11 protein-coding genes and 2 tRNA genes are annotated in these 12,989 nt (G+C 51.9%); 7 read left to right on the forward strand and 6 right to left on the reverse strand.

Features of this window, described 5'->3' with window-relative positions; all coding sequences use genetic code 11:
- Positions 1–116: 116 nt before the first annotated feature.
- A complete protein-coding gene (locus BKD14_RS12125; protein WP_075656291.1) occupies positions 117–1,352 on the forward strand; it encodes a benzoate/H(+) symporter BenE family transporter in 1,236 nt (411 codons plus the stop codon).
- Positions 1,352–2,197, forward strand: a complete 846-nt coding sequence (gene pdxY / locus BKD14_RS12130; RefSeq protein ID WP_075656293.1) for a pyridoxal kinase — start codon at positions 1,352–1,354, stop codon at positions 2,195–2,197. The genes BKD14_RS12125 and pdxY overlap by 1 nt, the downstream gene beginning before the upstream one ends.
- Positions 2,198–2,243: 46 nt before the next feature.
- Here pdxY and map read toward each other — a convergent pair whose 3' ends face one another.
- The 5 genes from map to BKD14_RS12155 form a co-directional block, all read right to left on the reverse strand.
- On the reverse strand, positions 2,244–3,071 hold the full coding sequence (map, locus tag BKD14_RS12135; RefSeq protein WP_075656296.1) for a type I methionyl aminopeptidase: 828 nt from the start codon (positions 3,069–3,071) through the stop codon (positions 2,244–2,246).
- A gap of 81 nt (positions 3,072–3,152) precedes the next feature.
- Positions 3,153–3,857, reverse strand: coding sequence for a DNA/RNA nuclease SfsA (gene sfsA, locus BKD14_RS12140; protein ID WP_022710903.1), 705 nt, complete (start codon positions 3,855–3,857; stop codon positions 3,153–3,155).
- A 94-nt stretch (positions 3,858–3,951) separates the two neighbouring features.
- Positions 3,952–4,026, reverse strand: a tRNA-Glu gene (locus tag BKD14_RS12145).
- Positions 4,027–4,265: 239 nt separating this feature from the next.
- Positions 4,266–4,340, reverse strand: a tRNA-Glu gene (locus tag BKD14_RS12150).
- Positions 4,341–4,655: 315 nt separating this feature from the next.
- Positions 4,656–5,828, reverse strand: coding sequence for a YcbK family protein (locus BKD14_RS12155; protein ID WP_245293629.1), 1,173 nt, complete (start codon positions 5,826–5,828; stop codon positions 4,656–4,658).
- 401 nt (positions 5,829–6,229) lie between these two features.
- Between BKD14_RS12155 and BKD14_RS12160 the strand changes: the two genes are divergently transcribed.
- The 3 genes from BKD14_RS12160 (at position 6,230) to BKD14_RS12170 (ending at position 9,370) form a co-directional block, all read left to right on the forward strand.
- Positions 6,230–6,574: a hypothetical protein gene (locus tag BKD14_RS12160; protein ID WP_022710906.1), complete on the forward strand. Its 345-nt coding sequence runs from the start codon at positions 6,230–6,232 to the stop codon at positions 6,572–6,574.
- Between the two features lie 178 nt (positions 6,575–6,752).
- Positions 6,753–7,946 carry an LL-diaminopimelate aminotransferase gene (locus tag BKD14_RS12165; protein ID WP_022710907.1) on the forward strand — a complete coding sequence of 398 codons (1,194 nt, stop codon included), beginning with the start codon at positions 6,753–6,755 and terminating at the stop codon, positions 7,944–7,946.
- 104 nt (positions 7,947–8,050) lie between these two features.
- Positions 8,051–9,370 (forward strand): homoserine dehydrogenase, encoded by a 1,320-nt coding sequence (locus tag BKD14_RS12170; protein WP_075656298.1) that lies wholly within the window; start codon positions 8,051–8,053, stop codon positions 9,368–9,370.
- 46 nt (positions 9,371–9,416) lie between these two features.
- On the opposite strand, the gene BKD14_RS19140 is transcribed toward BKD14_RS12170, so the two are convergent.
- Positions 9,417–9,638, reverse strand: a complete 222-nt coding sequence (locus BKD14_RS19140) for a hypothetical protein (protein WP_139316409.1) — start codon at positions 9,636–9,638, stop codon at positions 9,417–9,419.
- Between the two features lie 190 nt (positions 9,639–9,828).
- Between BKD14_RS19140 and BKD14_RS12175 the strand changes: the two genes are divergently transcribed.
- The gene (locus tag BKD14_RS12175) at positions 9,829–11,358 is read left to right on the forward strand and encodes an ABC-F family ATP-binding cassette domain-containing protein (RefSeq protein ID WP_075656300.1); all 1,530 of its coding nucleotides are present in this window, start codon (positions 9,829–9,831) and stop codon (positions 11,356–11,358) included.
- Positions 11,359–11,646: 288 nt separating this feature from the next.
- Positions 11,647–12,636 carry a class II fructose-bisphosphatase gene (glpX, locus tag BKD14_RS12180; RefSeq protein ID WP_022710910.1) on the forward strand — a complete coding sequence of 330 codons (990 nt, stop codon included), beginning with the start codon at positions 11,647–11,649 and terminating at the stop codon, positions 12,634–12,636.
- Positions 12,637–12,989: the final 353 nt, after the last annotated feature.

Below are 12,989 nucleotides of genomic sequence, written 5' to 3' on the forward strand. Positions count from 1 at the left end.
TGGATGGAGATAACAGACCATTCACAGGTTAAAAGTCAAGCGCATCATGACCATCCTGTGACCGTCGGCTTTATGCAGAACCGGCTGCGCCACAGCCATATTAGAGAGCCTGTCTTATGTCGCACACTATTCCGCCACCATCTCCTTTGCGCTTCAGCGATCTGACCCATCCGATTGTTGCCGGATTGATTTCGGTGATCGTCAATTACGGAGGAACTTTTATTCTCGTATTTCAGGCGGCAAAGATTGCCGGTCTCAGCCCTGAACTGACTGCGTCATGGGTCTGGTCTGTGTCTATTGGTGTCGGTGTAACGGGGCTGATACTGAGCTGGCATTTTCGTGAGCCTATTATCACCGCATGGTCAACGCCCGCAGCGGCCTTTCTGGTTACTGCGCTGGCCACAACGCCTTATGCAGAGGCGGTTGGTGCTTATATTATCTCGGCGCTTGCTTTTGTCGTGCTCGGGCTTTCCGGCACATTCGAGAAAGTAATCCGGCTTATTCCGGCAAGTATCGCTTCCGGCCTGCTGGCCGGTATTCTGCTGCAATTCGGTATTGGTGCATTTGGCGGTGCAACCATTGATCCGCTGCTCGTTGGCGGGCTGATCGTGGCCTATGTTTTGCTCAAGCGCTTTACTGCACGCTATGCGGTGGTCGGGATTTTGGTGCTGGGCATCGGTTTTCTGCTGGTGCAGGGGCGGGTGGATTTCTCCAATTTGAGCCTCACTCTGGCAGCTCCGGTGTTTACAATGCCGGTCTTCTCGCTGAATGCATTGCTGAGCGTTGCCCTGCCGCTATTCCTCATTACGCTGACCGGCCAATATATGCCGGGCATGCTGGTGCTGCGGAATGACGGTTTTAAAACCAGTGCCAATCCGATTGTCACAGTCACCGGTCTCGGCTCGCTGATTATGGCACCATTCGGCTCGCACGCTTTTAATATTGCTGCGATTACCGCTGCGATTGCCACAGGGCGTGAAGCGCATGAAGACCCGCGCAAACGCTGGGTTGCCGGTATTGCTGCGGGCGTTTTCTATGTGCTTGTCGGTGTGTTCGGTGTCACGCTTGCTGCGGTCTTCATGGCTTTTCCATCAACATTTATCACCACGCTCGCTGGTCTTGCTCTGCTCGGCACCATTGGCGGCAGTCTGGCAGGTGCGCTGGCTGATCCGAAAACCCGTGAAGCGGCTTTAATCACTTTTCTGGCCTCCGCTGCCAATATTAATCTGCTCGGTATTGGCGGGGCATTTTGGGGGCTAGTGATTGGTCTGGTTGCTTATATGTTGCTGAACGGACAGTTACCGAAGCGGGATCGTGAAGCGCTGGTCGCTGCCAAAGAAGGAGTAAAGTAATGTCGCAGCCATTATCAATGCAGACATCAGTGATTTCCATTCAAAGTCAGGTTGTCTACGGCCATGTCGGCAATAGTGCTGCGGTACTGCCAATGCAGGCGCGCGGGCTGAATGTTGCGGCAGTGCCGACGACATTGCTCTCCAACCATCCGGGCTATGAAACTATGCGCGGGCGCGTGCTGGAACCGGAACTGGTGAGTGACCTGCTGCGCGGCGTGGAAGAGCGCGGCTTAATCAGTACCAGCCGCTATATTGTCTCCGGCTATCTGGGGTCGCGTGCCAATGGCGAGGTTGTTGAGGATTTTGTCAAACGGGCGCGTAAGATCAATCCGGAAATCATCTATATTTGTGATCCGGTGATGGGTGATACGGGGCTGGGTGTATTTGTGGCCGATCCGGTGGTGGATTGTATTATCAATGAGCTGGTGCCGCTGGCAGATCTCCTGACACCCAATCAGTTTGAAGTCGGACTGATTGCCGGAAGCGATGCTTCATCCTTTGATATTCTGCAGGAAAAGGTGCGGCAGATACAGGCGTTCAACAATGCGCGGTTGATTGCGACGGGCTGTATGTTTCCCGATACGCCTTATGGCTCGCTGGAGAATGTGGTGTTTGAAAGCGGGGAGGTGACAAGACTGACTTCGCCGCGTGTGCCGATTGTACCGGTGGGAACCGGCGACCTGTTCACCGGCACGCTGACGGCCAATCTGGCGCATGGCAGCACTTTAACAGAAGCAGCCCGTGATGCGGCGTCAACCGTGCTCAACGTTGTCGGGCGCACTGCTGAACAAGGCGAATATGAGATGCAGTTGGGGAGTGCAATCGATATATTGGTGCCTGCTTAATCCAAAAAAATGGCCGCGTCTTCGATTAAAGGACGCGGCCATTTTGTTATTTGTTGCCGGTGGTGAAGAAAATATCCTTCGGCGACAGTGTGAAAATCTCACAGCCGTCTTTGGTCACACCAATTGTATGCTCATATTGTGCTGTCAGCGAACGGTCGCGGGTGACGGCTGTCCAGCCGTCTTTCAGCACTTTCACATCAGGCTTGCCGAGATTAATCATCGGCTCGATGGTGAAGATCATGCCCTCGCGGATTTCCACGCCATCAGTCGCTTTGCCATAGTGCAGAATATTCGGGGCATCATGGAATAACTGTCCCACACCATGACCGCAAAAGTCGCGCACGGCAGAGCAGCGTTCCGCTTCCACATAAGACTGAATGGCGGCACCGATTGCACCGGTTTTTGCGCCGGGCTTCACCGCTGCAATACCGCGCAGCAGGCTTTCATAGGTGACTTCCATCAGGCGCTCGGCAGCGCGCTTAATCTGGCCAACCGCATACATGCGGCTTGAATCGCCATACCAGCCATCCTGCAGGAAGGTGATGTCGATATTGAGAATATCGCCTTCACGCAGCGGTTTGTCATCAGGGATACCGTGACAAACAACGTGGTTGATCGAAGTACAGGAGCTTTTGGTATAGCCGCGATAATTCAGCGTGGCAGGCACCACTCCGCGATCGGCACCGAATTCAAAGACAAAACGGTCGATCTCATTGGTAGTGATGCCCGGTTTGACAATATCATTCAGCGCATCAAGACATTCGGATGTGATTGCGCAGACCTTGCGCATGGCTGCAAAACCTTCAGGTCCGTAAAGCTTGATCTGGCCTGTATATTTAAGCGGGGCGCTGTCGGCATTGACATAGGTTACCATCGGGTGATCCGTATATATGTTAGGACAGCGCTCAGGCTGTACCGGAATTGACTGCCTTGCGACTAAGGCAAAGCAAAAGATTTACAGGTTCAGAACGGGAACCGTCTGATCCGCGATAATTGATTCAGGACTTATGTGGCACCGAATTGCGTAAGCCTCAACCCCATGCTGCCGCGCATTCGCAAATGCTGCGGCATAAGCAGGATCAAGATCGCCGCATATGGACAGAGAATCGCAATCCTGACGCTGAATAACGAAGACCATAACACCGCGGTGACCGGCTTTGACCATCTCGCTGAGCTCAACGAGATGTTTGGCACCACGTGCGGTTACGCTATCGGGAAACTCTGCCAGTTGTCCTGTGCGCTTAAAATGCACATTCTTGACCTCTACATAGGTCTGCTGATGCGTTTCTCCAAGAAGCAATAAATCAATGCGGGAGTTCTGCCCGTATTTTTGTTCGCGCTTGAGCGTGGTGAAGCCGGATAATTGCGGAATCATGCCGGACAGGATCGCTTCCTCAGCAATTTTATTCGGCAGGCCGGTATTGATTCCGACCAGAGTGTCGTCGGCCTGCACAATTTGCAGCGTATGGGCATATTTGCGAGTCGGGCTGTCGGATATACTGAGCCATGCTTCTGAACCCGGCGTGGTCAGGCCGCGCATAGAACCGGTATTCGGCACAGATGCGGTAATCAGTTCACCGCTATCAAGCCGGATATCCGCCAGAAAACGTTTATAGCGCTGCAATAATGTGCCGCGAATAAGGGGAGAAGGAAAAAGCATGTTTCTGGTTAGATCAAAGCTGATCTGAATGCAAAACTGAATTTTTATTCTTGGAGATTTGTTTCCGGAAAACTGAATTTCTCAAGAGAGAAAGTGGTACGCCCAAGGGGAATCGAACCCCTGTCTGCGCCGTGAAAGGGCGCTGTCCTAACCGCTAGACGATGGGCGCCTGCCGGTGAGCGCTGTATAGCTAAGCCGTATTGAATGCGCAATAGGGAAAATGCAAAAAAATACAAAATATGTGAAAAAAATCTGATGCTTATGAAAAAGCAACGAAACAGCCGGAATCAGAATCGCGGCGGATTAAAGCGCGTTACGAAGTTCGGTTTCGAGTGTTTTGATTTAGTTCAGAAGGGGAGATTTTATATCTGATCCTGAGATCATTCATCTTCATCAGCCTAGAGAAGATGGTACGCCCAAGGGGAATCGAACCCCTGTCTGCGCCGTGAAAGGGCGCTGTCCTAACCGCTAGACGATGGGCGCCTGCTGGTGAACCGGCTTATAGCGGCATGATATTTATCGTGCAAGTGGGTAAAATAAGAAATTTGCAAAAAATGCAGATTTTTTTCATTTGGCAGTGCTCTGCCTGTGAATAAAGCCACGGAAGCGCTGCTTTTGTCGTGTGGAATTAAGTGTTTAGCGCTGAATGACGGGAGCTGAGGCGTGTTCGGGTGCCATTTTGCCCTGCAAATAAATGCAAATCTGCTGCACAAATCACCAGAGCGGTTCAGAAAATGAAGACAGGCCGGAATCAGATAGCTGATCCGGCCTGTAAAATGATTTGTCTGACGGTATTTTTTAGCCGCGACGGCAGCGCCAGTTCCAGTCGCGCTCCGGCCCGACATCGATATGTACCGATTCTGTATGGCAATAGGTGCCGACACCGCCGCGACTTGGCCATGTGCGTACCTGACGGGCGATTTCCCATTTGGAAACGCCTGGAATCTGCAGATCAGCTGCTGAGCACGACATATGCAATGAGCGTTTCGCACCTCTGACCGAACGGTTGTGCGCCGGACTGCGGTAGCCGGAGGTGATGACAACCGGTTTGCGGTAGTGGCTTTCAAGGCGTTTAATCATTGAGACCAGCTGCGGTTTCAGGCAGGAAACCTGTACTTTATCATGCTGGGTGCGCAGGCCGTTCGGCGCAAGACGCGCCATGCCGCCTGCGGAGGCGAGTGTTACCGGCGCGCTGAAATCGTCTTCATCAAGATCAATATCGCTTTCGTCGAACACTTTATTACTGTGGCGAATCTCTACGCCGCCATTCGCACGCACACCCGGCAGCGTATAATTATAGTCGCTTGCTCTTTTAGGAGTGGCAGAAGCTGTGACCGTAGCTTCCTGCTTGCCGGTGCCGCGCACACTGTTTTTGCCCGGTGAGAAAAGACGGGCTGCCGCGCCTGCGCTCTGGCTTGTTCTGTCAATTGCAGGAGTTTGTGCGGTATTTGCGCTTGCATCCGGCTTGGCAGTTTCGGCCTGAGCAGCATTATTCTGCGGCTTTGTCTGGTTTGTCGCCGGTGTTGCTGCTTCTGCCTGCGGAATCGCTGCTAAAGCAGCAGTAGGCTTGTTTCGTGTGCCGAAAAGTGCAGCCAGAGTGCTCGGTTGTTCGGCAGGGGCTGCTGCTTCCGGTGTTTGTACAATCTGATTGGTTGCGGCGGCGGCTGTATCAGCCAAGGCGACCTGTACCGGTTTTTCCGTTTGTGCTTCTGCTGTCTGTTTTGCGGCTTCTGCCGCTATAGCAGAGGCCGGAGCAGTTTTTGCCGCAGCGGTTGCTGTATTTGCCGCCGGAGTTTCAGAAGCGGAATCGCCGGATTTATTTTCGGCCAGAGTCGTATCATTGGCGACGCTTTCCAGCAGGGATGTGCCGGAAGATGTGGTACAGCCACTGATGCTTAAAGCGAGAATGATAGCTGAGCCGCAGAAAAGCTGAGCGTTTTTTTCTCGTATACGTTTTATCGTATCGAACAAAGCAGACCCTTCATTATGCTGCGACTTGTCTGAGTGCATCTGCGGAAACTGAACTCAAATCAAAGGTTTCCTGTGCAACTGCTGGCACAAAGGGCTGTAAAGAGGCTCCGTTTGTGCAAAATTCTGGCTATTATTAATATATGCGGAATGACTGTTTTCGTCGCAAAAATTGTTAATTCTTTATTAATTGGGGCGCAAGTTATGCCCTGTAACAATTCTTTTCAAAACAATAACAATTGTTACATTTCGTGTTCGCGGGCAGACTTGGCAGAATGGCGTAAATAAGAGTGTTTTTCACGGCGGAAATGAAAGCTTCCTGTTGCGAAATGCGTCTATACGTTTATTGTCCGGTTATTCGGCCAGAGTTACGACCAGAATTCGATATGCAGGGAATTTCCTCTATGAGCGCACAACAGACACATCACTTCGCAACGCTGCGTAATGCAATGTTTGCCGTGGCTGCTGTGGCGCTCGCGGGTTGCACAAGCGGGCCTTCTGCCGGTGTGCCGCAGGAGGGTGCGCTGCGTACCGGAGCTTATCCGAATTTCGGGATTATGCCGCGCGGTGAAACCAAGCAGCTGACCTTTGAGGAAAAAGACCGGATTACCGGTAGCCTCAGCAGCGCCAAGGCGCGTCAGGGAAGCGCACCCGCAACAGGATCGAGCCGAGCGGAAATCGAAGCCCGCAAACGCCAGTTGCAGGCGGAAACCGATGCCACATTAAAGGCAATCGAAGCCACAGAGTAACAGGCTGATCTGACGACAGGCGTTTTGATACGCCATAAATTTATTCGCATTTTAGAATTTACAGATCGGAGTGCTGTTTTGGCACTCTGGATTCGGGTCGTACTGATCCGGACTTTTAACAGCCGTGCAGTTTTACAAGATTATGCTGCATCGCATTTTAATTAAACGGAAGAGAGATATGTCGGAACAATTCCATAAAATCCGTCGCCTGCCACCTTATGTCTTCGAACAGGTTAACCGCCTGAAGGCGAGTGCGCGAGCGGCGGGTGCCGACATTATCGATCTTGGCATGGGCAATCCCGATCTGCCGACACCGCAGGGCATTATTGATAAGCTCTGTGAGGCTGTGCAGGACCCGCGCACCCATCGCTATTCCTCATCCAAAGGGATTCCGGGCTTACGTAAGGCGCAGGCCAATTATTATGCGCGTCGTTTTGGTGTGAAGCTCAATCCGGATACACAGGTTGTTGCCACGCTTGGTTCCAAAGAAGGCTTTGCCAATATGGCGCAGGCAATTACTGCGCCGGGTGATGTTATTCTGTGTCCGGATCCGACCTATCCGATTCATACTTTCGGCTTTGTCATGTCCGGCGGTGTCATCCGTTCCATCAGTGCAAAACCGGATGACAGTTTCCTCGTCTCGCTGGAGCGCGGTGTTAAGCACTCGATCCCGAGCCCGATTGCGCTGATTCTGAGTTTTCCGTCCAACCCGACTGCGCAAGTGGCGACACTCGACTTCTATAAGGAAGTGGTGGCCTTCGCCCGTAAGCATAATATTATCATCCTGTCAGATCTGGCCTATTCGGAAATCTATTTCGATGAAAACAACCCGCCGCCATCGGTGTTGCAGGTTGAGGGCGCAATGGATGTGGCGGTTGAATTTACCTCCATGTCCAAGACATTCTCGATGGCCGGTTGGCGTATGGGGTTTGCGGTTGGCAATGAAAGGCTGATTGCGGCGCTCACACGGGTCAAATCCTATCTCGATTACGGTGCTTTCACGCCGGTTCAGGTGGCTGCAACGGCTGCACTGAACGGCGACGGCAGCGATATTGAATATGTGCGTAATGTTTATAAGACACGCCGCGATGTTCTGGTTGAGAGTTTTGGCCGTGCAGGTTGGGAAATTCCGTCTCCTGAGGCGACAATGTTTGCGTGGGTTCCGATCCCTGAACGCTACCGTGCCATGGGCTCGCTCGATTTTTCCAAACTATTGATCGAAAAAGCTGATGTAGCTGTTGCGCCCGGCCTCGGTTTCGGTGAACATGGGGATGAATTTGTGCGCATTGCTTTGGTGGAGAACGAACATCGTATTCGTCAGGCCGCGCGTAATATCAAACGCTTTCTGGGAAATGCTGACGGAGCTGCCTGATAAAAAGGCGGCTTCAGGGAATGTCCTGAGCCAAGCGAATAAAGTGAGGCGGGAGCATACAGTTCCCGCCCGTTGAATTAAGTATATATTGCTGAGGCACAATAATGAGTAATGCATTGCGGATCGGTGTCGCCGGACTTGGCACCGTAGGAGCATCGGTTTTGCGCATTCTGCGCGATAAAGCCGAAATGATGACAAGGCAATGCGGACGCGAAATTGTAGTGACTGCGGTCAGCGCACGTGACCGTACGCGTGACCGTGGTGTTGATCTCAGCAATATTGAATGGTTCGATGATCCGGTTGCACTGGCAAAATCAGATAATATTGATGTTTTTGTTGAGCTGGTTGGCGGCTCGGAAGGTACTGCACGCGCTGCGGTTGAGGCTGCACTCAATTCCGGTCGCCATGTGGTGACTGCCAATAAAGCCTTGCTGGCCTATCATGGTGTGGAACTGGCTAAAATCGCGGAAGCTAAAGGCGTGTTGCTGAATTTTGAAGCAGCGGTTGCAGGCGGCATTCCGGTGATTAAGGCGATGCGTGAATCGCTGACGGGGAATACTGTGTCGCGCGTTTACGGTATTATGAACGGCACCTGTAACTATATCCTGACCCGTATGGGTGAGGAGGGGATTTCCTTCACCGAATGTCTGAAAGATGCACAGCGTCTGGGCTATGCGGAAGCTGATCCGACCTTTGATATTGAAGGCAATGACACGGCGCATAAGCTGGCACTGCTGACCAGTATCGCATTCGGCACGCAGATTGCGGCGGATGATATTTATCTGGAAGGGATCAGCAATATTTCGCTTGCGGATATCCGTGCAGCGGAAGAGCTTGGCTATAAAATCAAGCTGCTCGGCGTGGCTCAGAAAACAGAAACCGGTGTGGAGCAGCGTGTGCATCCGACATTGGTGCCAACCTCTTCTGTTATTGCACAGGTGCATGGCGTGACCAATGCGGTGGCGATTGAGACTGATCTGCTTGGTGAGTTGCTGCTCTCAGGTCCGGGTGCCGGTGGCAATGCCACGGCCTCTGCTGTGATTGGTGATATTGCCGATATCGGTAAAAGCCGTCCGGGTTTCCAGCACGGACCGGTCTTCGGTACGCCTGCAAAAGATCTGAAGCCGACAGCGCGCGCGAAAATGCGTTCTCATGCCGGTGGTTATTTCATTCGCCTGAATGTGCATGATCGCGCCGGTGTATTTGCAACGATTGCCAAGCGCATGGCGGAAAATGATATTTCGCTGGAATCTATCGTACAGCGCGGCACGGGTGCCAATGTCGAAGAGGCTGTGATTAAGACAGTTGTACTCGTAACCCATGCAACGACGGAATCAGCGGTTAAGCAGGCTTTGAAGGCGATTACCGAAGATGGTGATCTCTTCGACAAGCCGCAGATGATCCGCATTGAACGTGCGGGGTAGAGCATAATTCCTTAAACTTGGATCAGTTTAAGGTAAAATTATGCTCTCATTTTAAAGTGTTAGAGCGAGTTTTGTGTGCCAAGTCTGGCACACGGCGCTCTAATAAAGACAGAAATTGATAAAAACCGCCGGAATTTCCGGCGGTTTTTTGTTGCGGATAGCTCTTGTCAGCAAAAAATCTATTTGATAAATTTCTGAGCAGCTCAACGCAGTTTAGGAAAGGAGGGCCGTAAGATGTTTTCTCTGCGATATCAGCATCATCACACATTCGGCCCTGATTTCGCCCTGTCTCATTAATTTGTGCAGGGCCGATTAAGACTGTAAAATCTGTCTTTATCAGCCTTTTCTGAAAGGTGCAGTTCTGCTTGGAGTATGCTGCATCTGATTTGAGCCATCCTGTTACCAGTTTGCATCTATGCGATGCTCTGTGCGGCTATGGCAAATTCTGAGCTGATCTTATGTCCTACCTTAATCTTCAAAATCTTTCTCTCACTTTGTCCGTTGAACTGTTTCGTAATTTAAGCCTTGTTGTCGGTGAGGGGGAACGTCTTGGTGTGGTTGCCGCCAACGGACGCGGTAAATCCAGTCTGATGCGTATCATCAGCGGTGAGCTGGAGCCAACGGATGGTCTGGTGACCCGTGCCCGTGGTTTGAAAACCGGTGTGGTGCCGCAATATGTGCCGCAGGACTGGCTGGATATTTCCTTATATAATGTGGTGCTGAGCGGGCTGGATGAGGACGCGCAGCTGCATGAAAGCTGGCGCGTTGATATTATTCTCGATGATCTGAGTGTGCCGCAGGATATGCGTGATCGTGCAATGCGACAGTTGAGTGGCGGCTGGCAACGACTTGCTTTGCTGGCGCGAACGCAGATTGCCGAGCCTGATCTGTTGCTGCTGGATGAGCCGACCAACCATCTGGATTTGGAAAAAGTCCATCTGCTTGAAGGCTGGTTGAATGATCTGCCGCGTTCAACAGCAGTGATTATGTGCAGCCATGACCGTGCTTTTCTCGATGCTGTGACCAAGCGTACATTGTTTTTGCGGCCTGAAAATTCGCAAATCTATGCGCTGCCTTATAGCCGTGCCCGTGTCGCATTGGATGAGGCTGATGCTGCGGATGCGCGCCAATATCAGAAAGATATGAAAACTGCGCAGCAATTGCGCAAACAGGCGGCCAAACTCAATAATATTGGTATCAATTCGGGCAGTGACCTGCTGGTGATAAAAACCAAACAGCTGAAGGACCGTGCGGAGAAGCTGGAAGATGCTGCCAAGCCTGCGCATCTGGAGCGGTCTGCCGGTGTTATCAGGCTGGCAGGGCAGAGCAGTCATGCCCGTGCACTGGTGGTGATTGATAATCTTGATGTAGTCACACCGGATAATCGCATTCTTTATAAAACCGGCCGTTTATGGATCAATCCGGGTGACCGTATCGTGCTGCTGGGTGCCAATGGTACCGGTAAAACGCGGTTGCTGACCATGGTACGGAATGTGATTACGGGTGTTGAGCCGGAAAGTCCGGCACTTAAAGCCACGCCGTCACTGGTGCTGGGCTATAGCGATCAGGCATTGTCGGAACTCAATGACAAGCATACGCCGCTGGAAACCATCATTCGTCGTTTTGATATCGGCGATCAGAAAGCGCGTTCGCTGCTGGCAGGGGCGGGTATGAATATTGATATGCAGGGGAAGGCGGTTGCACGACTTTCCGGCGGGCAAAAAGCGCGGCTTGCTATGCTGGTGCTGCGGCTGACACATCCGAATTTCTATATTCTCGATGAACCGACCAACCATCTGGATATTGAGGGGCAGGAGGCGCTGGAAGCTGAATTGCTGAACAGTGATGCCGCCTGTCTGCTGGTGTCGCATGACCGTAATTTCGTGCGCAATACCGGCAATCGTTTCTGGCAGATTGTGAAGAATAAGCTGGTTGAAGTGGAGTCACCGGAAGCATTCTTTGAAGAAGCCGGACAGCTTGCGGGCTGAATAGTCTGATATATAACAAAAGATACCGGCAGTGTAATTCTTACGAAAATACACTGCCGGTATCACTCGTTTTCAAATGTGATGGTTTTTCAACCGAGTATAATCGATTTACTTTTTCTCCCCGCGCTTTATCCCTTGCAGGGAGAGCCCGACTTTGCCAAAAGATGGCGACCATGTCTGACAATCCCCTGTCATCATAATCGGCTACAGCAGTTTTGTATCCGTTGCGCAGCGATACTATTCCGGATTGCAGGCATATCTTTCGATAACGAATTTAGGACTGTTTAAATGGCCAATTCTGCAGATCAGACCCCGCAGGGTCTCGACCGTATTCTGACACTCGAGCTGGTTCGCGTGACCGAGCGCGCCGCTGTGGCTGCTGCCCGTCTGCGTGGCCGCGGTGATGAAAAAGCTGCGGATCAGGTTGCTGTTGACGCAATGCGTAAAGAGCTGAACCGTCTGCCGATCTCCGGTACTGTTGTTATCGGTGAAGGTGAACGCGACGAAGCGCCGATGCTTTATATCGGTGAAGAGGTTGGTACCCGCAACGGTCCTGAAGTTGACATTGCGCTTGACCCGCTGGAAGGCACCACCATCTGCGCCAAGAACCTGCCGAACTCGCTGGCTGTTGTTGCAATTGCTGAAAAAGGCAATCTGCTTTACGCGCCGGACGTTTACATGCAGAAAATCGCTGTTGGTCCGGGCTATCCGCGCGGCGTTGTAGATATTGATGCTTCTGCGACTGAAAACCTGAACGCGCTGGCAAAAGCCAAAGGCGTTAAGGTCAATGAAATCACCGCCTGCATCATGGATCGTCCGCGTCATGCACGCCTGATCGAAGAAGTACGCGCAACCGGTGCTGCAATCCGTCTGATCGGTGACGGTGACGTTGCCGGTGTAATGCACACCACCAATCCGGATGAAACCGGCATTGATATCTATCTCGGCATTGGCGGCGCGCCTGAAGGCGTTCTGGCAGCTGCAGCTCTGCGCTGCATCGGCGGCCAGATGCAGGGTCGTCTGCAGTTCAATTCCGATGATCAGATTGCCCGCGCTCTGAAAATGGGCGTTACAGACCCGAACAAAGTTTACCTGATGGAAGAAATGGCCAAAGGCGACGTGCTGTTTGCAGCCACCGGTGTAACCGACGGTAACATGCTCTCCGGCGTTAAATTTGCCCGCGACTACATCCAGACCCACACCATCGTCATGCGTGCTCAGTCACAGACTGTGCGTGAGATTAAGGCGCGGCACCAGGACCTCTCCAAGTTCGCATAAAGTAAAAATCGCCAGCTTGGTCTGCAAATGGCGTCTGTCTCGAAATCCGGTGCTCACGTACTAACAGTACGCTCCGCTCCGGTTTCAAAACAGCCACCATTTTCGCCGCAACCTGATGATTTTTAAACTCGGCGCTAGTTTGCCTGCTAAGACAATAGCCCAAAGAGTGGCACCACAATTAAATTCTGCTATAAGGCGACATTGAAAAATGTCGCCTTTATTGTTTCGATCAAGCTCTGAAATGACAAAGAGCGACATTTTCTTCTTTATGCGCATAATCTTGTCCGGACAGTCATGCAACTTTTCGGGATTATGCTGATATCGCCTTTGTTGTTTGTAAAAACAGGAGTTGC

The sequence above is a fragment of the Pseudochrobactrum sp. B5 genome (assembly GCF_001939785.1).
GTDB lineage: Bacteria > Pseudomonadota > Alphaproteobacteria > Rhizobiales > Rhizobiaceae > Pseudochrobactrum > Pseudochrobactrum saccharolyticum.

Excerpts from the sequence above, each read along its gene's own strand:
- glpX (WP_022710910.1), top strand. The coding sequence starts at position 11,647 with ATGGCCAATTCTGCAGATCAGACCCCGCAGGGTCTCGACCGTATTCTG.
- pdxY (WP_075656293.1), top strand. The coding sequence starts at position 1,352 with ATGTCGCAGCCATTATCAATGCAGACATCAGTGATTTCCATTCAAAGT.
- BKD14_RS19140 (WP_139316409.1), bottom strand. The coding sequence starts at position 9,638 with ATGTGTGATGATGCTGATATCGCAGAGAAAACATCTTACGGCCCTCCT.
- BKD14_RS12125 (WP_075656291.1), top strand. The coding sequence starts at position 117 with ATGTCGCACACTATTCCGCCACCATCTCCTTTGCGCTTCAGCGATCTG.
- sfsA (WP_022710903.1), bottom strand. The coding sequence starts at position 3,857 with ATGCTTTTTCCTTCTCCCCTTATTCGCGGCACATTATTGCAGCGCTAT.
- map (WP_075656296.1), bottom strand. The coding sequence starts at position 3,071 with ATGGTAACCTATGTCAATGCCGACAGCGCCCCGCTTAAATATACAGGC.
- BKD14_RS12160 (WP_022710906.1), top strand. The coding sequence starts at position 6,230 with ATGAGCGCACAACAGACACATCACTTCGCAACGCTGCGTAATGCAATG.
- BKD14_RS12170 (WP_075656298.1), top strand. The coding sequence starts at position 8,051 with ATGAGTAATGCATTGCGGATCGGTGTCGCCGGACTTGGCACCGTAGGA.
- BKD14_RS12165 (WP_022710907.1), top strand. The coding sequence starts at position 6,753 with ATGTCGGAACAATTCCATAAAATCCGTCGCCTGCCACCTTATGTCTTC.
- BKD14_RS12175 (WP_075656300.1), top strand. The coding sequence starts at position 9,829 with ATGTCCTACCTTAATCTTCAAAATCTTTCTCTCACTTTGTCCGTTGAA.